The 20,894-nt window shown below is 45.5% G+C and carries 20 protein-coding genes; 12 read left to right on the top strand and 8 right to left on the bottom strand.

Features of this window, described 5'->3' with window-relative positions; genetic code table 11:
- Positions 1-33 precede the first annotated feature (33 nt).
- Complete coding sequence (locus tag FEM33_RS19395; protein WP_139013655.1) at positions 34-2,202, top strand: TonB-dependent receptor; 2,169 nt, start codon at positions 34-36, stop codon at positions 2,200-2,202.
- A gap of 356 nt (positions 2,203-2,558) precedes the next feature.
- On the opposite strand, the gene FEM33_RS19390 is transcribed toward FEM33_RS19395, so the two are convergent.
- Positions 2,559-2,837 (bottom strand): hypothetical protein, encoded by a 279-nt coding sequence (locus FEM33_RS19390; protein ID WP_139013654.1) that lies wholly within the window; start codon positions 2,835-2,837, stop codon positions 2,559-2,561.
- A 204-nt stretch (positions 2,838-3,041) separates the two neighbouring features.
- On the opposite strand from FEM33_RS19390, the gene FEM33_RS19385 reads away from it, so the two are divergent.
- On the top strand, positions 3,042-3,395 hold the full coding sequence (locus FEM33_RS19385) for a helix-turn-helix domain-containing protein (RefSeq protein WP_139013653.1): 354 nt from the start codon (positions 3,042-3,044) through the stop codon (positions 3,393-3,395).
- 7 nt (positions 3,396-3,402) lie between these two features.
- On the opposite strand, the gene FEM33_RS19380 is transcribed toward FEM33_RS19385, so the two are convergent.
- Positions 3,403-4,614, bottom strand: a complete 1,212-nt coding sequence (locus FEM33_RS19380) for an MFS transporter (protein WP_139013652.1) — start codon at positions 4,612-4,614, stop codon at positions 3,403-3,405.
- A gap of 29 nt (positions 4,615-4,643) precedes the next feature.
- Positions 4,644-6,113: an aminotransferase-like domain-containing protein gene (locus FEM33_RS19375; RefSeq protein WP_139013651.1), complete on the bottom strand. Its 1,470-nt coding sequence runs from the start codon at positions 6,111-6,113 to the stop codon at positions 4,644-4,646.
- Positions 6,114-6,193: 80 nt separating this feature from the next.
- Here FEM33_RS19375 and FEM33_RS19370 point away from each other — a divergent pair, with 80 nt between their 5' ends.
- The 4 genes from FEM33_RS19370 (at position 6,194) to FEM33_RS19355 (ending at position 8,474) form a co-directional block, all read left to right on the top strand.
- Positions 6,194-6,823, top strand: a complete 630-nt coding sequence (locus tag FEM33_RS19370) for a pyridoxamine 5'-phosphate oxidase family protein (RefSeq protein WP_139013650.1) — start codon at positions 6,194-6,196, stop codon at positions 6,821-6,823.
- A gap of 73 nt (positions 6,824-6,896) precedes the next feature.
- The gene (locus FEM33_RS19365; RefSeq protein WP_139013649.1) at positions 6,897-7,130 is read left to right on the top strand and encodes a hypothetical protein; all 234 of its coding nucleotides are present in this window, start codon (positions 6,897-6,899) and stop codon (positions 7,128-7,130) included.
- A 99-nt stretch (positions 7,131-7,229) separates the two neighbouring features.
- A complete protein-coding gene (locus FEM33_RS19360; protein ID WP_139013648.1) occupies positions 7,230-8,099 on the top strand; it encodes a tetratricopeptide repeat protein in 870 nt (289 codons plus the stop codon).
- A 105-nt stretch (positions 8,100-8,204) separates the two neighbouring features.
- Positions 8,205-8,474 carry a hypothetical protein gene (locus FEM33_RS19355; RefSeq protein ID WP_139013647.1) on the top strand — a complete coding sequence of 90 codons (270 nt, stop codon included), beginning with the start codon at positions 8,205-8,207 and terminating at the stop codon, positions 8,472-8,474.
- Here FEM33_RS19355 and FEM33_RS19350 read toward each other — a convergent pair.
- On the bottom strand, positions 8,461-8,763 hold the full coding sequence (locus FEM33_RS19350; protein ID WP_139013646.1) for a hypothetical protein: 303 nt from the start codon (positions 8,761-8,763) through the stop codon (positions 8,461-8,463). The two genes, FEM33_RS19355 and FEM33_RS19350, sit on opposite strands and share 14 nt — an antisense overlap.
- Before the next feature lie 394 nt (positions 8,764-9,157).
- On the opposite strand from FEM33_RS19350, the gene FEM33_RS19345 reads away from it, so the two are divergent.
- Complete coding sequence (locus FEM33_RS19345) at positions 9,158-10,033, top strand: c-type cytochrome (protein WP_139013645.1); 876 nt, start codon at positions 9,158-9,160, stop codon at positions 10,031-10,033.
- Positions 10,034-10,090: 57 nt separating this feature from the next.
- Here FEM33_RS19345 and FEM33_RS19340 read toward each other — a convergent pair whose 3' ends face one another.
- Positions 10,091-10,930 (bottom strand): sulfurtransferase, encoded by an 840-nt coding sequence (locus FEM33_RS19340; RefSeq protein WP_139013644.1) that lies wholly within the window; start codon positions 10,928-10,930, stop codon positions 10,091-10,093.
- A 212-nt stretch (positions 10,931-11,142) separates the two neighbouring features.
- On the opposite strand from FEM33_RS19340, the gene FEM33_RS19335 reads away from it, so the two are divergent.
- Complete coding sequence (locus tag FEM33_RS19335; protein WP_139013643.1) at positions 11,143-11,952, top strand: GNAT family N-acetyltransferase; 810 nt, start codon at positions 11,143-11,145, stop codon at positions 11,950-11,952.
- 10 nt (positions 11,953-11,962) lie between these two features.
- Here FEM33_RS19335 and FEM33_RS19330 read toward each other — a convergent pair whose 3' ends face one another.
- Positions 11,963-12,712, bottom strand: a complete 750-nt coding sequence (locus FEM33_RS19330) for a TlpA family protein disulfide reductase (protein WP_139013642.1) — start codon at positions 12,710-12,712, stop codon at positions 11,963-11,965.
- A 137-nt stretch (positions 12,713-12,849) separates the two neighbouring features.
- Between FEM33_RS19330 and FEM33_RS19325 the strand changes: the two genes are divergently transcribed.
- The 4 genes from FEM33_RS19325 (at position 12,850) to lspA (ending at position 16,228) form a co-directional block, all read left to right on the top strand.
- The gene (locus tag FEM33_RS19325; RefSeq protein WP_139013641.1) at positions 12,850-14,106 is read left to right on the top strand and encodes a putative DNA modification/repair radical SAM protein; all 1,257 of its coding nucleotides are present in this window, start codon (positions 12,850-12,852) and stop codon (positions 14,104-14,106) included.
- Positions 14,107-14,877, top strand: a complete 771-nt coding sequence (locus FEM33_RS19320) for a TIGR03915 family putative DNA repair protein (protein ID WP_139013640.1) — start codon at positions 14,107-14,109, stop codon at positions 14,875-14,877.
- 151 nt (positions 14,878-15,028) lie between these two features.
- Positions 15,029-15,718 (top strand): 3-keto-disaccharide hydrolase, encoded by a 690-nt coding sequence (locus tag FEM33_RS19315; RefSeq protein ID WP_139013639.1) that lies wholly within the window; start codon positions 15,029-15,031, stop codon positions 15,716-15,718.
- The gene (lspA, locus tag FEM33_RS19310) at positions 15,719-16,228 is read left to right on the top strand and encodes a signal peptidase II (protein ID WP_139013638.1); all 510 of its coding nucleotides are present in this window, start codon (positions 15,719-15,721) and stop codon (positions 16,226-16,228) included. It abuts the gene before it with no gap.
- Between the two features lie 751 nt (positions 16,229-16,979).
- Here lspA and FEM33_RS19305 read toward each other — a convergent pair.
- Positions 16,980-18,056: an IS110 family RNA-guided transposase gene (locus tag FEM33_RS19305; protein WP_139013637.1), complete on the bottom strand. Its 1,077-nt coding sequence runs from the start codon at positions 18,054-18,056 to the stop codon at positions 16,980-16,982.
- Positions 18,057-18,380: 324 nt separating this feature from the next.
- Positions 18,381-20,654: an aconitate hydratase gene (locus FEM33_RS19300; protein ID WP_139013636.1), complete on the bottom strand. Its 2,274-nt coding sequence runs from the start codon at positions 20,652-20,654 to the stop codon at positions 18,381-18,383.
- Positions 20,655-20,894: the final 240 nt, after the last annotated feature.

Genomic DNA, 20,894 nt, shown 5'->3' with positions numbered 1-20,894 from the left:
ATTTAAAGTTTTTCACAAGATTTAATTTCCGCAATGCAAAAATCCATATTGCTTGTGCTGGCCATGCTATACGCATGCTTTTCACAGGCGCAAAATACGTTATCCGTCCTAATCAAAGACAAGCAAACCAATTTGCCGCTTCCCGGCGCAACGGTAAAAATCAGGGAAAGCACATCGGGTTCCGTTACTGATGGAAACGGATTTGCCGCAATTTCAGGAATTCAGAATGAAGCTGTAACTATTGAAAGCTCATTTGTCGGTTACCGCAAACGGACTGATGAAATCCGTCTTCCAATGGCCGATACGCTTACAGTACTGCTCGAAAGCGATGCCGAGGAAATGGAAGAAGTCGTGATTTCGTCCACAAGAAGTTCCAGAACCATTCAGGATATTCCTACGCGTGTCGAGTTCATCGCCGGAGAAGAACTGGACGAAAAAGCAAATATGAAGCCCGGCGATATCCGCATGATCCTGAGTGAAAGTACAGGCATTCAGGTACAGACCACTTCGGCGACCAGCGCAAACGCTAGTATCCGGATTCAGGGTCTGGACGGACGTTACACGCAGATTCTTAAAGACGGATTTCCGCTTTATTCCGGGGCTTCCAGCGGACTGGGGCTGCTTCAGATTCCACCGCTTGACCTGAAACAGGTTGAAGTGATCAAAGGCTCCGCTTCCACGCTTTATGGCGGCGGTGCCATTGCCGGCCTTGTCAATCTGATTTCAAAAACACCCAAAGAAGAACGGGAACTGCGTTTTCATCTGAACGGCACGAGCGCGGGCGGGTTTGATGCCAACGGCTTTTACTCTAAAAAATTCGGTAAAACAGGACTGACGCTTTTTGCTTCGCACAACCGCAATGCACCGTACGATCCTGCCGGCATTGACCTTACGGCCATTCCGAAATTTCAGCGTTTTACATTCAATCCGAAGCTGTTTTTTTACCCACAAGAAAATACAACCGTCAGTCTAGGCGTCAATACAACGCTTGAAGACCGAACCGGCGGAGACATCCATTACATCAAAGGAAAACAGGAAAACGGCCATACCTATTTTGAAAAGAACAAAACCGGCAGAATAAGCACGCAGTTTGTGCTGGACCATATTTTTGGAAACCACGAGCATTTCATTGTAAAAAACAGCCTCAGTTACTTCAACAGAAAGCTGACAACACCCGGTTACCAGTTCAACGGAACACAGTATTCTTCCTTTACAGAAGCTTCCTATGCCAATCACGGCGACAAACTGGAATGGATTGCCGGCGCAAATCTCTGGACGGACCAATTCCGGGAAAAAGCATTTCCGGGAACTGTAGACCGGGATTATTCGCTGAATACTTTTGGTGCATTTGTACAAAATACGCTGAAAGCTACAAAATGGCTGCATATTGAGACCGGCGTTCGCACTGATTATGTCATGGATTACGGTTTTGCATTTCTGCCGAGGGTTTCCGCGCTTTTCAAATTCGGACCGGCATTCACTTCGCGCTTGGGCGGCGGAATCGGTTACAAAGCACCGACTATTTTCACGGAAGAAAGCGAACGCATTCAGTATCATGGAATTTTGCCGATCAATAAAAACACAAACAGCCTGGAACACAGTTACGGCGGAAACTGGGACGTCAATTACCAGACTTCCCTTTTTGACGAGCGCCTTTCCGTAAGCATAAACCAACTGTTCTTTTATACGTATCTGACCAGGCCGCTGATCCTGAAAAATGCAGGCTCCGGTTTATACCAGTTCAGAAATATTGACGGCCATATCGATACACGCGGGACCGAAACGAACATCAAGCTTGGCTATGCGGATTTTAAACTTTTTCTGGGCTATACTTTTACCGATTCCAGAATCAGCGAAAGCGGACTGCACCGGGAAAATTACCTGAATTCGCGGCACCGGATCAATTCAGTGCTTTTTTATGAAGCGGAAGAAAAATGGAAAGTAGGCCTGGAAGCATATTATTTCAGCAAGCAGGAACTCAGCGACGGCAGAACCGGCAAGGAATACGTAATTCTGGGATTTATGGCTGAGCGTTTGTGGGAGCGGTTTTCTGTTTATATCAACTTTGAGAACTTTCTGGATGCAAGACAAACGCGTTTTGATACCATTTACACCGGTTCGGTCACCAATCCCGTTTTCCGCGACATTTACGCGCCGCTGGACGGATTTGTTTTCAACGGCGGCATCAAAATCAGATTGTAAGAAAGCAAATTCCACATCCTGAACAGCCTCAAAGCCATAAGGCCACTGGTAAAAATGCATTTATAATGGATATAAAATGCATTCAAATCAATGAAACAAGAAGAATGATAACGTTGAGTAAATCAAGAATTTCAAACTTGGAATAACTGCCGCAAAAGCAAAGTCCAAAACAACATCATGACAAAAAAACGACAACCCCATGACGTTAATTTCAACAACAAAAATTAACAATCACCTGACAACCTCATGACAACCTCATGACGTTAATTTCAATAACCTGAATTGACAATCATCTGACAACAAGTAACTGCGCTATTCACAACAAGAACCAGCGCAGTTACCTGATTCCCCTTTTCTTACACAATCGGCCTCGAACTGATACCGGCCATTTTTTCCAGTGCGATCGTTACCCTTTCAATACGATCCACATTTCCCCGGCTGTGGTCCGAAACGGACTGGGCTACAGAAGTAAGGTAATCATTCCCGAGCTTGGTGTTGAAAAACGGGTCATTGGCGGCGAGTACACCGCGCCAGTTTTTTCCGACCACGTTCCTTGCCCTGATGAACCGCTGTAAAAGGCGTTCCTTAATGGTAAGTCTTCCGAACTCTGCGACTCTTGATTGTAATTCTTCCATCGACATTTAGTTGTGTGTATAAAAAATAAAATGAGTTAAAAATCATGCTGCATTAAACCGGGACCTCTGTACGGCAACAATAGGCGCCCGGCTTTTTGCTGCAAGATGATAGTTTTGTAATTTGCGTATTACAAAAAACACTATATACAAAAGTATAGTTTTATGAACATAAAGTCAAGTAATTTTATACTTTAAGTTAAGAAAATGAGTACAGTTGGTAAAAGAATCAAAAAATGCCGGGAAAATTGTAATTTAAGTCAGGAACAGCTGGCAGCCATTATGGAGAAAGCGGGCAAAGCGACGATCTCCAACTGGGAAACGGGCAGGAACGAACCGACACTTACGGAGTTCAAAAAACTGGCGGAGGTGTTAAAAACAACTGTTTCTCATCTGATCGGAGAAACGCCGATGTTTGAAGAGCCCCGAGAAAATTACGTTCTGGTAAAAAAGGACGATCTGATCGAACTGCAGCGAAAAGCACTGGAAAGAGAATCCGAAAGAAACCGGGAACTTAAAGAACTGCTTGAAAATTCTAAAAAGGCAGATCAGCAGGAATAAAACCATATCAACCTAACCGCACACTACTTTGAAACAACAATCTGAACCCCAGCGCACAGCCAAAACTTAGCAGTACGAGCGCCAGCCAGAGTACATCATATCCCCAGTTTGCTGCAATAAAACCGCCCGCAGCCGGCCCTATAATGGAAGCCGCCGCCTGCGAAACGGAATATGCCGCGGAATATTTTCCACGGTTCGTTTCGCTTGCCCGGTTGATAACAAAAGTGCTGATATACGGCAGAGCAAGCATTTCTCCGGCTGTAAATAAAAGTACGGCCACGGCAGCCAGCACAAGCGGCATCACGGCCGGAACGACGAGCGCCAGAAAAGCAAATGCACTGAATACGGTTCCGGAAATGATGAAGAACGAATCGGGTTTGCGGTGTGCAAAGTTCTGGATAATGACCATTTCAAAAAGTGCAATGATGATTCCGTTCATGCCGAGCAGCATGCCGATTACAGATTCTCCGATGTGCATTTCTTCTTTCCAGTAAACCGGAACAAGCCTGAACAGCAGCACAAAGCAAATCATGTACATGGTGACCAACATCAGAAAACGAACAAAATAGGCATCTTTCCAGGGCGACTGACCTGCAGACTGACTGACCTCATGCGCATTCTTGCTGATCTTTCTTCCTTTTGGTAACAATACAAGGATCAGCAGTCCGGCCAGTATGTAAACCAGCCCGTCAACCCAGAACAGCAATCCGTAATTTATTGCAGCCAGAATCCCTCCTACCGAAGTCCCGAAGCCGAAGCCGATGTTCATGGCCAGGCGGTTGAGCGCATAGGAACGGGTCAGATTAACGGGCGACGAGTAAGATGCAACGGCCGTATTATTGGCTGGCTTGAATGCTTCCACAAAAAAGCTTAATACAAGAATCAATATACAAATGCCGGTAAAATCGGTAACGAAACTGAAAAGTACAAACAACATTCCGCTGACCAGCAGACTGATGATCTGGACCGGACGAAAACCCCATTGATCGGTAAGATACCCGCCGGCCATAGCGCCCAGCACCGAACCCACGCCGAACAAGGTAATGACAAGACCGGCATCGGCAATGCTCCGGTGCAAACTTTGCGTAATGTACATGCTCATGAACGGCACAGCCATGTAGCCGCAGCGGTTTATAAGAATAACGGCACTCAGCAGCCATGTTTCCCGGCTTAGCCCGCTGAATGCTACTTTATAACTTTGTGAAATTTTGTAAACCATACGAACCAATCTGTTTGCAGGCACAAATCTCACAACAAATTCCTGATTATCCTGACACTCTCTTCCAGTTCTTCCGGCGTGGACGATGCAAATCCAAGCCTTACAGCATTTCGCGGCTGTCCGAGCAGCGCATTTGCAGCGCCATTTGCGAAATAAAGATCCCGGGCCAGTGCCTTTTCTGCCAGCCTGACAAGGTCAATGCCCGGATCGAATCTGGTCCATACCGCCATGCCGCCGTCAGGAACCTGAAAGTCCGTATAGTCCTGCAAATGTATTTTCATCAACTCACAGAATAAGTCGCGCCGTTGTCGGTAAACCCTGACCGATTTTCTCAAATGACGCTGAATAATGCCGTTATGCAGCAATTCCGCCATGGCGTTTTCGAGCATCTGATCGCCCTGCCGGTCTATAATCCTGCGGTATGCGGCCAGATGACCGATGACATCTTCAGGCCCGACAAGGTATCCGACGCGGAAAGCGGGTGAAATCGTTTTGGTAAATGAGCCGCAGTACAGCACCATTCCGGCAGAATCGGTTCCGGCCAGTGGAAGCAGCGGTTTGCTCAGGTAATGAAAATCGTAGTCATAATCGTCTTCCAGGACAATAAATCCAAATTTTACAGAAAGTTCCATCAATGCAATCCGCCGGTCTGCACGAAGTGCCACGGTTGTAGGATAATGATGATGCGATGTAATGTAGACCAGACGGATCGGTTGTTTTTTACACAATTCCTCCAAAGCATTTACGTTCATGCCAAATTCGTCAACCGGCACATGCAGGACCTTTGCGCCGGCCTGAACAAAATTCATGTTTGCCCCGTGCCAGCCGGCCGCATCCGCAACAACATGATCGCCGGGCTGCAGCAAACCCGTACTGATCAGGAAAACACCCATAATGACACCGCGTGTAATGAGAATATTTTCCGGTTTGGTCTTCAGTCCGCGGGTTTCGTTCAGATAAGCCGAAAATTCCTGTCTTAGCCAGTAAGAACCTTTGGTATCGCCGTAACCCAGACGGACATAAGGATTTCCGTTCAGCAACTGGCTCCGGTAAGCTCGCGAAAGTGCTTCAAGCGGTGCGAGCCTTGCATCCGGAAAGCCATCGTCCAGATGCAGCCGGGTTCCTGATTTCAGAACAGGTTTGTTTAAATGAGAAGCTGTTTTGAAGCTGAAACCGGCTTTCGTAAGCGCATTGGATGCTTCCGGCAATTCGCTTTCTGGTTTTCTGATTTGTATTCCGGGTAAATGCCGGGCAACAAAAGTACCGTTTCCGACGTGGCTTTCCAGCCAGCCCTGTGCCAGCAATTCTTCATATGCCTGAACAATGATCCTTCTGTGCACTTGCAGCGCCGCGGCCAGCTGCCTTGTACTCGGCAACTTATAACCCGGCTGCAAAGTACCGGCACGCACCAGAACAGCAATCTGATGGGCTATCTGCAGATAAACGGGCAGCCGGCCTCCTTTCTCGACGGACAACAACCCAGTAAGTAAATTTTCCATAATTGGACTACTGTAAATTTCGAAATTGGATCATTATGACGCTCCAATTAAAACCTAGTTTTGCAAAAAAACAATTTACAATGCAACCAGCTCCATCTTATCTTGTTCCAAGCCGACTGGCAAAGCGCGTCGTTTATGATGCTGAAACGATCCATCCGATTCTGGATGAAGCCTTATTTTGCACCATCAGCTTCTGCAGCGAAAACAGGCCGTTTTCCATTCCTACTTCTTTTGTACGGCATGAAGACAAAATCTATATTCACGGATCGGTAGGCAGCCATTTCATACGTGAAATTGAAAAAGGAATTCCTGTTTGCATTACGGTGATGCTCACGGACTCGCTTGTTGTTGCCAAATCCGCATTCAGCCATTCCGTAAATTACCGTTCGGTCATTATTTTCTCCAATGCAGAAAAAGTGGAAGACCGGGAATTAAAAACAGCGTCATTTGAATGGCTGACCAACAAGATTGTCCCCGGCAGCTGGGATTATTTGCGTCCTGTAACCGAATCAGAAATCCGAAAAACGGCTGTTCTGGCATTTTCACTGGAAGAAGCTTCTGCAAAAACGCGTTCAGGAATGCCAAAAGATGAGCCGGAAGATCAGGAACTGCCGATCTGGTCCGGAATAATTCCTCTGAACAATTCCAGAATGCCGGCAATTGCGGATGAATCGAGCAAAAATATTCCTTTGCCCAAACATTTGCGCTGACGAATGCAACTTTTGATTAAATCTGGACATCTTTTCCTTACTACATGTCCGATTTAATCAAAACTGCACTCCAATGACAGGAAAAGAACTATTTGACCGCTACCAATCGGCTGCTCTCAGAAACGGACTCGGCTCCCGGGAATTCCATTACGGCAATATTTTGTTTCAGGCCCTTCGCCTTGAAGGCGAGGAAAAACTTTTTCAGTTGCTTGAACTTGCAGAAAATACAGGAAAAAGAATTGAACTCGGCTATTCTCAAACGATTGAAAATACATTGCAGGAACCGGATATGGCCATTCTGGTATAAAATCCCGCTGCCGGACGAAGGGGTTTACAATAATTTCTGACGATAACTAAATAAATGCGTACAAATCATTGTTGAAACTAAAACAATGAACCTTGAAGAATGGAATTTCTGATTGTACTCGCATTTTTTGGTTATATATATTACCTGAAAAACTACGCAGACCTTAGAACCAAAACGGAAAAAGAGCTCGCGGCCTTGCAGGAAGGCATTGCACTTTATGAAAGCGGACAGCTGAATGCGGCTTTTGCATATTTTGACCAGCGTATTAAGTCGAGGCCGGATTCCTGTGCGGCTTATCTGTACAGGGCACTTTGTTATAAAGATCAGGGCAATACGGAAGCTGCATTCAGAGACCTGCAGACGGGAATGAGCTACGACGATTCGCTTTACACGCTGCACCTTGAAACCGGCAAGTTGTATTATGAAAAAGGTGAACTGGATCGTGCATTGGCTTCCTTTGACAAAGCCGTGTTACATGCCGGAAACCTCGACCCGGAGACTTACCGCTGGCGCGGACTAACATACCGGAAGCTGAGCCGCCATGCAGAAGCAGAAAGTGACTTTGTTCAGGAACAGCAGATTATTGACGATAAAAAGAAGCAGCTTTCCACTCCCGGCTCCATCAGTGATCCGTTTCTCAACCGCAGGTTTCTTGTCAATATGATCCTGATTATCTTTACAAGCGCCATGCTGATTGCAGTGATCAAACAGGCTGAAAGCATTCACCTGCCATACCTGGTAGCTGTTTTCTCTGCCATCTGCATTGGTTTTGTGGAACCCCGCAAAGGCTGGCTGCTGGCTGTTTTGCAATCCCTGTTTCTGGTTTCAGGCTATTTTTTGTTTACCAGGCTGCCCGAAAGCGGCGGCAGACAGGAAGTAGAAAATTTCAGTCTTTACGGTTCCGTAATCCTGACTTTCGCCGCAAGCTTTCTCGGATCGTTTTTGAAACGGGCAATCAATACGGAATAAAGAATACCAGTATGGGCAATCATTTTAGTTATACCGGATCATTGTGCTTTTTTTTAAATGGCGCAATTTTTGCAGATTGGCGTTTTTACCTGAAACCTCAAACATATGACTGAAGACATCAACGCACGAATCCGAGAATTACAGGAAAGAATACTTTCCAAAAGGCAGCAAATCGATTTTGAAAGGCTGAACCTGGTCAACGCTGCTCAACTTTCCGATGAAAACAGAGAAAGTCCGGATATAATGGAAGAAGCCAAAAACTTCAATGACCCGATTGAAAATGCGGTGGACAAAGGTGAAGTAAAATCACTGGCAAAATCTGAAAAAGAACTTGATGAACTGATCAACGAACTGAATGCGCTCAGAAAGAGCTGATCTGGTCTTCAGTAAAGGATTTAAGATTATTTTCAAGCATGTTCTTTGTCCGGACCAGCTGCGAAAGCAGTTCGTTCCATTTATTTTCCTGTTTAAGGAACGGATCATAATTAACATGCAGTTTGCCCACTACATTAAACACATTATTTGATTTTTCCCGCACAGCAGATACAAGTCCAAGCACCTTGAATATATCCAGAATTTTGCTGGCAGTCTGATATGAGTAATTCTCTGTGGTGCAAAAAACAAGAGCTCCGTCTTTATAATGGCAATCAATGTGCTTTTTCATGGCTGTAATCTGTATTTTTCTTCTAGTGACTAACAAAATATCATACCAATTTTTTCCAATTCTGCTTTTTGCAGCTGCTTTGTAGTAAATCAGTCCGGAAACGGGGTAAACAACCGTTATTCTGAGATTACCGAAACATTTACTTCCACAGTTGTAGAATCAAACGCGCAGCCCGCTGCTATTCCGGTGATGAAACCGGGCATTTACCGGCTTGTTTTAACGGAAAGGATCCGGTAGCAGATATTAATATGAAATCCGGATTCCACGATTTATTGAACGGTTGATTATCAGGCTTTTGGGCAATGTTTTTTACGTATTTTTACAGCCGTTCTGAGCAGGCTTGTTTAACTCCTGCGACCCAGGACGCTGCAACATAAAAGTTAAAACATAAGCCATGAAAAAATTTTTTAAATGGACCAGTATCATTCTGGGAGCCGTTGCTCTGCTCTTACTGGTCGGGTATGCGGTAGTTGCCATGCGTGTTAAAGCACGGATCGGGAAAAATTATTCTTTTGCAAAAGAAGAAATCCGTTTTTCAAGAGACAGTTCAACATTAGCGCGCGGCAGGCATCTTGTCGCCATCAAAGGCTGCCAGGATTGTCATGGAAGCGATCTCGGAGGAAAAGTAATGAACGACGACGGCGCATTGGGAAGGCTTGTCGCCAGCAATCTTACAAAAGGAAACGGCGGATTGCCGCAGGATTACAACACTGCGGATTGGCTTGCTGCCTTGCGCCACGGCATAAACCATAACGGAACACCGCTTATTTTTATGCCTTCCCATGAAACCACGCTGCTTTCCCAACAGGATATGTCGGCCTTGATCGCCTATTGCGAACAGGTTCCGAAAATTGACCGTATGCTGCCGACCAACGAACTCGGCCCGGTAGCCATAATCATGACCCATTTTGACAAAATGCCCTTGCTGTCCGTTGAAAAAATAGATCACAGCAAACCGATGATCGCAAAAGCAGATACCGTTACCGGCGCTGCACAGGGAAAATACCTTGCTGTTTCGTGTACCGGCTGTCACCGTTCCGATCTGAAAGGCGGCGAGCCATTAGCCCCGGGCTTTCCGCCGGTTCCGGACATTACAAGCTCGGGACATGTAGGCAAATGGTCGGAAAAGGATTTTCTGACAACGCTTACGACGGGAAAAACACCGGAAGGCCATACGCTGAAAAATGAAGATATGCCCTGGAAAATGACCGCTCAATATACCAAACCGGAACTGCAGTCGCTTTATCGATACCTGAGTTCCATCCGGTAAATACAAAAGCCACTGCATGAATTCAATCAGTCTGCAGTGGCTTTCAAAATATAAAAATCAGGAATTTGCGGTTGCTATCGGCCGGTCATTTCTGGACCACTCGCTCCACGATCCTACATACAGGCCCGCACCTGCAAATCCTGCTTCTTCAAGCGCGAGCAAAGTATGGCATGCCGTTACACCGGAACCGCAGTGAACAATTACTTTTTCAGGATTTCTTCCGGCTATTGCACTGCTGTATTTTTCAGTCAGTTTTTCTGCTGAACTGAACGTTCCGTCCGCTTCCAGATTGGACATGAATGGAATATTAACTGCGCCCGGAATATGACCTGCAACCAGATCAATTGGCTCGCTTTCACCGATGTAGCGGTAATTCTCACGCACATCAATAACCAGGAAATCGGGATTGGAAGCGGCTTCCGAAACGAAATCGGCATTGACAGTCGGCCGAACCCATTCAGAAACGGGATAATCATCCGCAGCGCGTACTTCCGGAATATCCTGCGTAACACGAAATCCTGCACTGACCAAAGCATCCAGTCCGCCGCTTACAACATATGCTTTTTCATGTCCGGCGGCTTTCAGCATCCACCAGAATCGGGCGGCTGCGTTTGCACCTTTTTTATCATCGTATGTAATGACCGTTTTTTCCGGTGAAATTCCCAGTCTGCCAAGCAACTTTCCGAACTCTGCAGGCTCGGGCAAAGGATGCCTTCCGCCATTTGCCGGATTGTCCGTCTTTTGGGAAAGGTCCGTTTCAAGATCAGCAAACAGCGCATTTTCAAGGTGTCCGGCGCTGTAACGTTCGAAAGCATCGGCGCCTCCTCTTGCATCCACAATTACGATATCTTTATTTTCCTGTAAATCCCTGAGCTGGCGTGCAGAAATAATGTTCATACGGTCAATGTGTTTTGGTTCAACGTAAAATTATCAATAGCGGCATTAATCTTCCGAATATTTACAATATATGACCATTGTTAAAAGCATCTAAAGCCGATTTTCTTGCTGTTTGAAATTCCGGATGGCTGAACTGATCATTTTCTGATCTGTATTCATATCTTTTGCAAACGAATCCTTGATAAATTAGCGTTTCAGAATTTACTGCATTTATGTCAACTGATATTACTACTGCATTTCATCCCGCCGATCTCGAACAGCTTCCTGCCTTGCAGCCGCCGGATTGGGGCAATCTGGTTCCTCGTTTCAGCTATTTTATACAATCTTCTTTTTGTGAGCCTTTGAAAATTATGGAGAACGGACAATTGGCAGCAATCGGAAGCAGCATTATGCACAGGGAAACCGTGTGGCTGGCCTGCATTGTCGTTCATCCGGAGCATCGGAACAAAGGTTTGGGAAACCGGATTACGTCAGCGCTGATCGGGAATATTGACCGGAATATTTACAAATCCATTTATCTGGACGCGACTGAATTTGGCTTTCCGGTTTATAAAAAACTCGGTTTTGAGGTTGAAACAGAATACCTTCACTTTCACAGGGAAAAAGAAGCGCCCGGCTTTCCTTTATCCGAATGCATTGTGCCCTTTGATGAAAGATACCGGCAACAGATTTTTGAAACAGACGAGTTCGTTTCAGGCGAAAAGCGGAGCGGCGTACTGGGCGATTTTGTAACAAATGCCCGTTTGTATGTTTCCGATTCGGAAGTACAGGGATTTTACATTCCGGACTGGGGCGACGGGCCGGTGATTGCAAAAAACCCGACGGCCGGAACGGAACTGCTCAAATTACGCATGCAGCATTTTGATACGGCCGTTGTGCCCGCAGAAAGCCATACAGCATTTGAATTTCTGAAAACAAACGGCTATCAAATTTACAAAACTTCAAGGCGCATGTTTCTCGGCAACAAAACAGAATGGAAAAGCAATCTTGTTTTCAACTGGATCAGCGGCCAACTTGGTTAAAAGAAATCGTTTACCTTAAATTCAGTTCGCTGATTTTTGAAAATTCGGTATGCGGCGCCATGGCTTTTATAACGCCTTTTCTGTCGACCAATATGAAAAACGGTGTTTCACTGATTTTATAGCGGTGATTGAAGCCGTACGATTCCGGAACGGGAACAAAGCCGCAATTCCGCTTCGGGATTGCTTCAAGACATTCTTCTTCGGTATTCAATGTGGTTCCAAGCGAAATGATTTCAACTCCTTTTCTGCGGTTTTCCTCCACAAAATCCGAAATCACTTTGGTACTTGCCAGCGTGTAAAGCGGTTTTTCATATTTTATCCAGAAACCCAGCAGAATGTATTTGCCCCGGAGCTTTTCCGAATTGTATTCCTTTCCGTCCAGTCCCGTCATGACGAACGGCGGCAACGGCTCTCCTACTTCCGGCATCAGATCCGGATTCTGCATAACGGCACCGTTACTTTGTATCAGCAGCTGGCTTTTTTTGATCAGTTCAAAAGATGACGGCTTTCCGTATTTATCAAAAACCGGCTGCGTTTTATACGCGCCCGGATTTTTTCTGAGGATTTCATTATAGGCTTCATAGCTGATTTTTCGGCCCGTTGCATGATCAATGATCGGCGTTTCGCGGTTCATTGCGAACTGCTGACTTACCTTTCCGTTGTATCGTGTGACTTTAGGTTCCTGCGTCTGGGCGCATACGGCGGCGGAAAAAAGCAGGTAAAATGGCAGGATAAAAATCAAGGTTCTGCTGAAATTCATCTTGAAAAATGATGTAGGAAATTAACTGTTAAAATGGGCAAAAAGACCGTTTTTGAAGCACTAAAAGTGTGCGTCCGGTGTTAATATAACTACTAATCCTGCCTGATATTTTAAGCCAAACAACTTAATATTTATCTATGTTTGAACGGATCCGCGAAAAGCTGGAAATATTGGCTGATGCCGCAAAATATGATGTTTCATGTTCATCAAGTGGAAGTAACCGGAAAAATACCAACAAAGGTCTGGGCGACAGCGAAGGCAGCGGAATCTGCCATTCGTACACCGAAGACGGCCGTTGCGTTTCACTGCTTAAAATTCTTTTAACCAATCATTGTATTTACGACTGTGCGTTTTGTGTTTCGCGCAAGAGCAATGACATCAAGCGTGCTGCCTTTACGGTGGAGGAAGTTGTGGAACTTACCATGAACTTCTACCGGAGAAATTACATTGAAGGTCTTTTCCTGAGTTCGGGTATTTTCAAGAATGCCGATTATACGATGGAACGGCTTGTCCGGATTGTTAAGAAACTGCGTATTGAAGAGCGTTTTAACGGTTATATACATCTGAAAACCATTCCCGGAGCCAGCGAGGAACTGCTTAAGGAAGCCGGCCTTTATGCCGACAGAATGAGTATCAACCTGGAAATGCCTACGGAATCCGGACTTAAATTGCTGGCCCCTGAAAAGTCGCATGAAGATGTTAAAAAGCCGCTTGATTTTATCCAGAAGAACATTGTCCAGCTGAAAGACGAAAAATCGCTGATCAAATCGGCTCCGAAGTTTGTTCCCGCCGGTCAGAGTACGCAAATGGTGATTGGCGCTACGCCGGAAACAGACAAGGAAATCATGCATACGGCGAGTAATTTTTACAAGGATTTTTCGCTTAAAAGGGTTTACTATTCCGGCTATATTCCGATCAGCACCGATACAAGGCTGCCGATAATCGGTTCGCAGCCGCCGCTGATCCGTGAAAACCGTTTGTATCAAACCGACTGGCTGATGCGTTTTTACGGCTTCGACGTACAGGAAATCCTGAACGACGCCCATCCGAACCTGGATGCGGATATTGACCCGAAATTGAGCTGGGCTTTACGGAACCTCGACCAGTTTCCGGTGGATGTGAATACGGCTGATTACAAAATGATACTGCGTGTTCCGGGGATTGGCGTCGGCTCGGCTAAAAAGATTGTTCAGGCCAGAAAGTTCGGGCGTCTGCATCAGAATCAGCTGAAAAAGATCGGGATTGCTTTTAAAAAGGCAAGGCATTTTATCCGTTATGCAGACAGCCCTCTGCAGTTGCGGGATTTCGATGCAAGCCATCTCAAAGGCGTTATCCTTTCGGAAAGTACGAGCAAATATCTTAAAACGCCTCAGAACCAGCTTTCCCTGTTTTAAATGGAACTATATGTTTTTGACGGCACACTGGAAGGTTTGCTGACGGCAGTTTTTGACTGTTACCAGAGAAAATCCGGTGCAGTGAAGATTGTCAGTCAGGAAAACTTCCATCCGGACGTATTTCAGGAAAGTTTTACAGTTGTCAGCGCGGATGAAAAAGCCAATCGGGTCTGGGCCGGCTTGAGAAAGAAGCTGGACAAAGACTGGATGCTGCGGTTTTACAAATCCTTTCTATCTGAAAATCAGGAAACGTTTCACGACCTGCTGGAATTTTCAAGGTATATTCTTGACAATCCGGCAGGTGCCGGGGAAAATTTCGGCAACAAGCATGTGCTGGCCATTTCCCAAATGGCGCAGAAAGTACATCGTGAAAAGCACAGAATGGAAGCGTTCATCCGTTTTCAGCAGACTGCAGACGGTATTTTCTATGCGCATATAGAGCCGGATTTCAACGTTCTGCCGCTTATTTCAGATCACTTCAAAAACCGGTATGCTGATCAGAAATGGATTATTTACGACCTGAAACGCAAGTACGGACTTTATTTTGATCTTGAAAAAGTAGAAGAAGTTGTTTTTGATTTTACAACGGAAATGTCGCCTGCGCTGAATGCATTGCCCGAAACGCTTCTTGACCCGAAAGAAGAATTGTATTCCCTGCTCTGGAAAGATTATTTCCGCAGCACCAACATTCCTGCAAGAAAGAACATGAAACTGCACATCCGGCATATTCCAAAACGTTACTGGAAGTATTTGTCGGAAAAACAGGCTTAGGCAAATTTGTTCCTTTGCTGACACTATTTCTGATGATTTCGTCAAATCTGTTTTATATCGGATGAAAACGATGCTGCAATAGTCTTTTGAAAGGAATTATTGTTTAATTTTTCAGCAAAAAATCTTAAACCTGAAAGATCGGAAAGCATTCATGAAAAAAGTTCTATGTATTTGTGCGTTCGCTGCTTTGCTGTTTGCCCATCCATTACTGGCTCAGACGAAATCTCTTTTTAACGGTAAAGACCTGACCGGCTGGCACACGGATGTTCCGGAAATGGACAAAGATCCGAAACAAAGAAATCCGTTTCTGGTGCGTAACGGCTTGTTGGTGAGCTTGGGAACACCCGGCGGACATTTGATTACAGACGAGGAATATCAAAATTTCCGGCTGACTTTTCAGTACCGTTTTGCAGGAAAGCCGGGCAATTGCGGAGCGCTGGTTTTCGTTTCCACTTCGCGTGCACTTTACGATATGTTCCCAAAATCCATTGAAATCCAGATGATGAATCAGAATGCCGGCGATTTCTGGTGTATCCAGGAAGATATTACGGTTCCCGATATGGAAAAAAGACGCGGTCCGAAAGAAAAATGGGGCGTAAACGGCGACAAACTGCGCAGGATACCGAACCTGACCGACGGCACCGAAAAGCCGCTTGGAGAATGGAACAGCATGACGATTGAATGTCTTAAAAACTCCATCAAGGTCTGGCTGAACGGTGAACTGGTTAATTACGGCTATAATGCCACGGCGGAAAAAGGAAATATTGCACTTCAGTCGGAAGGATCGGAAGTGGAGTTCAGAGAAGTGAAAGTTGCACCAATAAAAGCATTATCAAATTAAATGCAAAAGTTAAAATCGGACCGTACTGCACGCAATATTGCCATACTGATTATTCTAATCGCCAATATAGGATGTGACCAGATTTCCAAAAATGCCATCAGGAAGAATGTTGGATTTTACGAGACAATCAGCGTTATTGAAAATTATGTCACCATTACTTACGTTGAAAATACGGGTGCTTTTCTGAGTATCGGCAGCACGTTGCCGCAGTCAATTAAGATTCTAGTTTTGTCCATTATTCCATTGATCGCGTTGTTTTTCGGCATTGCCTACATTTTACTGAAAAGGAATCTGACGTTAATGAGTGCGCTGGCGCTCAGCTTTGCCATCGGCGGCGGGATCGGCAATATTTATGACCGACTTGTTCATGGTTCAGTGACGGATTTTCTGCATATCAATTTCGGTTTTTTTCAAACGGGTATTTTCAATATGGCAGATGTTTCCATTATGACCGGAATGTTTATTTTTTTGATCCAGTCCTATAATCGGCAGTTGAAACGATTTTTATAGGTATTCAGAAGCAGGAGGCTCCTCCGGAGCCGGCTTGTGAATTGCCGGTATTCCTGTTTCCTATAATCAGAGGGCTCCTCCGGAGCGGGCTTGTGAATGCCGACATTCGTGGTTTTATAAACAAAAGGCTCCTCTGGAGCCGGCTTGTGAATTGCCGATATTCCTGTTTCTATAAACAGAGGGCTCCTCCGGAGCCGACCTGTAAATTACCAACATTCCTATTGCTATAAACAAAAGGCTCCTCCGGAGCCGGCTTGTGAATTGCCGCTATTCCTGTTTCCTATAATCAGAGGGCTCCTCCGGAGCGGGCTTGTGAATGCCGACATTCGTGGTTTTATAAACAAAAGGCTCCTCTGGAGCCGATTCCAAAAAAGCTCCGGAGGAGCCAAACTGTTTGTAGCAATGCAAAATGTGAGAAACAATTCTTAGCTCCGGAGCGGGCTTGTGAATGCCGACATTCGTGGTTTTATAAACAAAAGGCTCCTCTGGAGCCGATTCCAAAAAAGCTCCGGAGGAGCCAAACTGTTTGTAGCAATGCAAAATGTGAGAAACAATTCTTAGCTCCGGAGCCAAACTGTTTGTAGCAATGCAAAATGTGAGAAACAATTCTTAGCTCCGGAGCCAAACTGTTTGTAGCAATGCAAAATGTGAGAAACAATTCTTAGCTCCGGAGGTACTGTGTTAAAATCCAATAATTCCGGGAGTTTTTTATCTTTGCAAACAAGAAGCAAGTCATCTTTGGCTATGCTGTTTAGGCAGGGCAGGTTTCGATCTGGTCCTGCCTAATTTTTGTTGTTGCTCTTGCTGCTTGGTTGAGTCGGTGCTCATCATAGGGTTCGTTGTTTTTATAGAGTGTGTAAATCAGGATCAGAAGCCTGCGCTGAATGGCTACGGAACCCTTCATTTTTATAGCTGTTTTCTGATAGATTTTCCCGAAGATCGCTTTATGCCTGGCATCGTACATGCTTGCTGTGATGGCAGGGAAGTACAGCGCTTTGCGGATCCGCCTGTTGCCCTTCTTGGATATCCTTGTTTTGCCGTTGAGTGATGAACCCGACTGGTTTTGCACAACATCATAGCCTGCATAACTGACCAGTTGCCGCTGACTGCCAAACAAAGCAAAACCGTTTGTTTCGGCAATAACGGTTATAGCGCTGATAAAGCCAACCCCTTTGATGGTGCACACATGCTCGACCCTTTCTTTCAAAGGCGCATCTGCTTTTACCAGCTCCGTAAGCCCGGCTTCCACTTCGGCCAGCTGCTGGGCCATAAAATCAAGGCGTTTTTTCAACCGCTCCAGGATAGGGACAGGCGCCTGGTGAGCATGGCTGAGCGCGTGCAACTGGTTCTTCACACCTTTGACTTCCTCTATCAGGGCCTCTCTTTCACGCAGCACCAGCTTGATCTGCCGTAAAGCTGCGCTACCTGCATTCCAGGCTTTCAGTTTTCGCTCCAAGCCCATCCGGGCAATCACCGCTGCATCCGAGCGGTCTGTCTTGGTCTTTATATTTAAAGATTGCCCGTAATGTTTCACCTTTTGGGCTAACTGCACACTGACCGGAAGGCCGCGCTCAAATAGCCAGTAACATAAAGGTTCATAGTAGACCCCGGTCGCTTCCATGGCAAAACCAAACGGAAGCTCAGGCGATGTAAATACCTTTGTCCACCTGAGCAGACTTTCAAAACCGGGTGCACTATTTGTAAATTTCTTTGTGCTCACTATGCTCACCGTCAAATCTGCGTGCTGTAAAGCAACAGCGGCAACAAATGAATCTTTGCTCATATCAATTCCCACATGCTGACGAATTGATGTCTTTGACTTTTCCATTTCTTTGGATCCTAAAGAGTGAAACTTCCCTCGTAATACTGGCTGCTTTCCATCCAGGAAAGGCCTTTGGTACTGTTCTGATTAATCTGGAAATGCGAAAGGAGGAATCGCTCCGGAACGGCATACAAGACTGTTGCCAAGGAGTATCTGCTCTCTTCCCTTCACACTCCAAATTCAAGATCTTTATCGGAAATGTCAAATCTTTAACAACATACGAGGAGCTCTCTTACATGCACCAATTACAAAACATGAAAATCATCAAACAAAAAACCTCCTGCTTTTAAAACAGGAGGTTTTTTGTCTGATTTTATTTAAAAGCCGATTCTACACACTTGCGCCGACAGACTTGCGAATAATATTCAATGCAGAACCCGCCTTGAACCATTCGATTTGCTGTTCGTTATAGGTATGGTTAACCGGGAACTCTTCTGTACTTCCGTCGCTGTGATGCAGAACGATGGTCAATGGCTGACCTTCTGAAAAACTTTGCAGGCCCAGGATATCAATCACATCATCTTCCTGAATCTTGTCATAATCCGCTGTGTTGGCGAAAGTCAAAGCGAGCATTCCCTGCTTTTTAAGGTTTGTTTCATGGATACGGGCAAATGATTTTGTCAAAATTGCACGAACTCCAAGGAAGCGTGGCTCCATTGCTGCATGCTCACGAGATGAACCTTCACCATAGTTTTCATCGCCCACTACGATAGTTCCGATTCCATTTGCTTTGTAATCGCGCTGAACAGCAGGAACTTCGCTATACTGGCCTGTAAGCTGATTTTTAACGGTATTGGTTTTCTCGTTATAATAATTTACCGCACCGATCAGCATGTTATTGGAAATATTATCAAGATGTCCGCGGTATTTCAGCCAGGGTCCGGCCATTGAAATATGATCCGTTGTACATTTGCCTTTCGCCTTGATAAGCAATTTCAAGCCTTTCAGATCAGTTCCCTCCCATTCCGGAAAAGGTGCAAGAAGCTGCAGACGGTCAGAAGTCGGGCTTACCAGAACCTGAACCTGGCTCGGATCTTCTGCCGGAGCCTGATAGCCTGCATCCTCCACTGCATATCCTTTGATCGGCAATTCCAGTCCGCTTGGTTCGTCCAGCATTACTTCTTCACCATCTTTATTGATCAGCTTATCGGTACGCGGATCGAAGGTAAGCCGTCCCGCAATAGCCATTGCAGTTACGATTTCCGGCGAAGCTACAAATGAATGCGTATTCGGGTTTCCATCCGCACGTTTCGAGAAGTTACGGTTGAAGGAAGTGATAATGGAGTTTTTCTCTCCTTTTTCCGCACCATGACGAGCCCACTGACCAATACAAGGTCCACAAGCATTTGCCAGTACAACACCGCCAATTTGTGCAAAGGTATCCAGGTAACCATCGCGATCCACTGTATAACGAACAAGCTCTGATCCCGGTGTAATGGTATATTCCGAGCTGACCGCCAGCTTTTTATCCACTGCCTGCTGAGCAAGGGAAGCCGCGCGGCTCACATCTTCATAAGAAGAGTTTGTACAGGAACCAATCAGACCCACCGAAAGTACTTCCGGCCATCCGTTTTCCTTGACAGCTGTTGCAAATTTGGAAAGCGGCCATGCCAGATCCGGAGTAAACGGACCGTTAATATGCGGTTCAAGTGCAGAAAGATCTAGTTCAATCAGCTGGTCAAAATATCTGGCAGGATCTGCATAAACTTCTTCATCTGAACGAAGATTTTCTTTTATTGCGTCTGCTGCATCAGCAATATCTGCTCTTTCCGTTGCTCTCAGATAAGCGGCACTTCTCTGATCATAAGCAAAAATGGAAGTTGTAGCTCCGATTTCAGCACCCATGTTACAGATGGTTGCTTTACCTGTTGCCGAGATGCTTTCAGCACCTTCGCCGAAGTACTCAACAATGTACCCGGTTCCTCCTTTTACAGTCAGCTGGCCTGCAACCCAAAGGATTACATCTTTCGCAGCCGTCCACCCGCTCAGTTTGCCGGTCAGTTTCACACCGATCAATCTTGGCATTTTCAGCTCCCATGCAAGGCCTGACATCACGTCACTTGCATCTGCACCGCCTACACCGATTGCGATCATTCCCAAGCCGCCTGCATTTGGTGTATGTGAATCGGTACCGATCATCATACCGCCGGGAAATGCATAATTTTCAAGCACAACCTGATGGATAATACCGGCGCCTGCTTTCCAGAAACCTAAACCATATTTGTTTGAGACAGACGAAAGAAAATCGTAAACCTCTTTATTTTTATCAACTGCATTTTTCAAGTCCTGCGATGCACCTACTTCCGCCTGAATAAGGTGGTCACAGTGCACGGTTGAAGGAACTGCGACCTGCGGTCTTCCGGCTTGCATAAACTGCAAAAGGGCCATCTGAGCTGTAGCATCCTGCATGGCTACACGGTCCGGGGCAAAATCCACATAAGATTTGCCACGCTCGTAAACCTGCGTTGGCGTTCCTTCCCACAAGTGGGAGTATAAAATCTTCTCTGCCAAGGTTAAAGGCCGCCCTTCAATTTTACGAGCAGCTTCTACTCTTTCCTGCATACGGGCATAAACGCCCTTAATCATGTCTAAGTCAAAAGCCATAGTAATTAACTATATTGGATTATCTGTTGTCAATAACACGCGAAAGTACGAAATTACCGAATATCCGAAGGTATCCGTCCGGTTTTTCACTACTATTTAGCATCATTATATACTAATGTATCATTAAGATAACCGTGGTGTAATTTTTTTTGTTCTGACAAGCGATATATTTAAGAAATTATTTCGAAAACAAGCCGGCAGAATACCCTGATCCGCTTATATTTTAGAATACCTTTTTAA

The sequence above is a fragment of the Dyadobacter flavalbus genome, from assembly GCF_006149045.1.
In the GTDB taxonomy this organism is placed as follows: Bacteria; Bacteroidota; Bacteroidia; order Cytophagales; family Spirosomataceae; genus Dyadobacter; species Dyadobacter flavalbus.
Note: the sequence above shows the minus strand (reverse complement) of the source record. Positions and strands in the feature narration are given on the sequence as shown.

Excerpts from the sequence above, each read along its gene's own strand:
- FEM33_RS19335 (WP_139013643.1), top strand. The coding sequence starts at position 11,143 with ATGTCAACTGATATTACTACTGCATTTCATCCCGCCGATCTCGAACAG.
- FEM33_RS19305 (WP_139013637.1), bottom strand. The coding sequence starts at position 18,056 with ATGGAAAAGTCAAAGACATCAATTCGTCAGCATGTGGGAATTGATATG.
- FEM33_RS19320 (WP_139013640.1), top strand. The coding sequence starts at position 14,107 with ATGGAACTATATGTTTTTGACGGCACACTGGAAGGTTTGCTGACGGCA.
- FEM33_RS19315 (WP_139013639.1), top strand. The coding sequence starts at position 15,029 with ATGAAAAAAGTTCTATGTATTTGTGCGTTCGCTGCTTTGCTGTTTGCC.
- FEM33_RS19365 (WP_139013649.1), top strand. The coding sequence starts at position 6,897 with ATGACAGGAAAAGAACTATTTGACCGCTACCAATCGGCTGCTCTCAGA.
- FEM33_RS19355 (WP_139013647.1), top strand. The coding sequence starts at position 8,205 with ATGACTGAAGACATCAACGCACGAATCCGAGAATTACAGGAAAGAATA.
- FEM33_RS19360 (WP_139013648.1), top strand. The coding sequence starts at position 7,230 with ATGGAATTTCTGATTGTACTCGCATTTTTTGGTTATATATATTACCTG.
- FEM33_RS19300 (WP_139013636.1), bottom strand. The coding sequence starts at position 20,654 with ATGGCTTTTGACTTAGACATGATTAAGGGCGTTTATGCCCGTATGCAG.
- FEM33_RS19325 (WP_139013641.1), top strand. The coding sequence starts at position 12,850 with ATGTTTGAACGGATCCGCGAAAAGCTGGAAATATTGGCTGATGCCGCA.
- FEM33_RS19330 (WP_139013642.1), bottom strand. The coding sequence starts at position 12,712 with ATGAATTTCAGCAGAACCTTGATTTTTATCCTGCCATTTTACCTGCTT.
- FEM33_RS19340 (WP_139013644.1), bottom strand. The coding sequence starts at position 10,930 with ATGAACATTATTTCTGCACGCCAGCTCAGGGATTTACAGGAAAATAAA.
- FEM33_RS19370 (WP_139013650.1), top strand. The coding sequence starts at position 6,194 with ATGCAACCAGCTCCATCTTATCTTGTTCCAAGCCGACTGGCAAAGCGC.
- FEM33_RS19380 (WP_139013652.1), bottom strand. The coding sequence starts at position 4,614 with ATGGTTTACAAAATTTCACAAAGTTATAAAGTAGCATTCAGCGGGCTA.
- FEM33_RS19385 (WP_139013653.1), top strand. The coding sequence starts at position 3,042 with ATGAGTACAGTTGGTAAAAGAATCAAAAAATGCCGGGAAAATTGTAAT.
- FEM33_RS19350 (WP_139013646.1), bottom strand. The coding sequence starts at position 8,763 with ATGAAAAAGCACATTGATTGCCATTATAAAGACGGAGCTCTTGTTTTT.
- FEM33_RS19390 (WP_139013654.1), bottom strand. The coding sequence starts at position 2,837 with ATGGAAGAATTACAATCAAGAGTCGCAGAGTTCGGAAGACTTACCATT.
- FEM33_RS19375 (WP_139013651.1), bottom strand. The coding sequence starts at position 6,113 with ATGGAAAATTTACTTACTGGGTTGTTGTCCGTCGAGAAAGGAGGCCGG.
- FEM33_RS19395 (WP_139013655.1), top strand. The coding sequence starts at position 34 with ATGCAAAAATCCATATTGCTTGTGCTGGCCATGCTATACGCATGCTTT.
- lspA (WP_139013638.1), top strand. The coding sequence starts at position 15,719 with ATGCAAAAGTTAAAATCGGACCGTACTGCACGCAATATTGCCATACTG.
- FEM33_RS19345 (WP_139013645.1), top strand. The coding sequence starts at position 9,158 with ATGAAAAAATTTTTTAAATGGACCAGTATCATTCTGGGAGCCGTTGCT.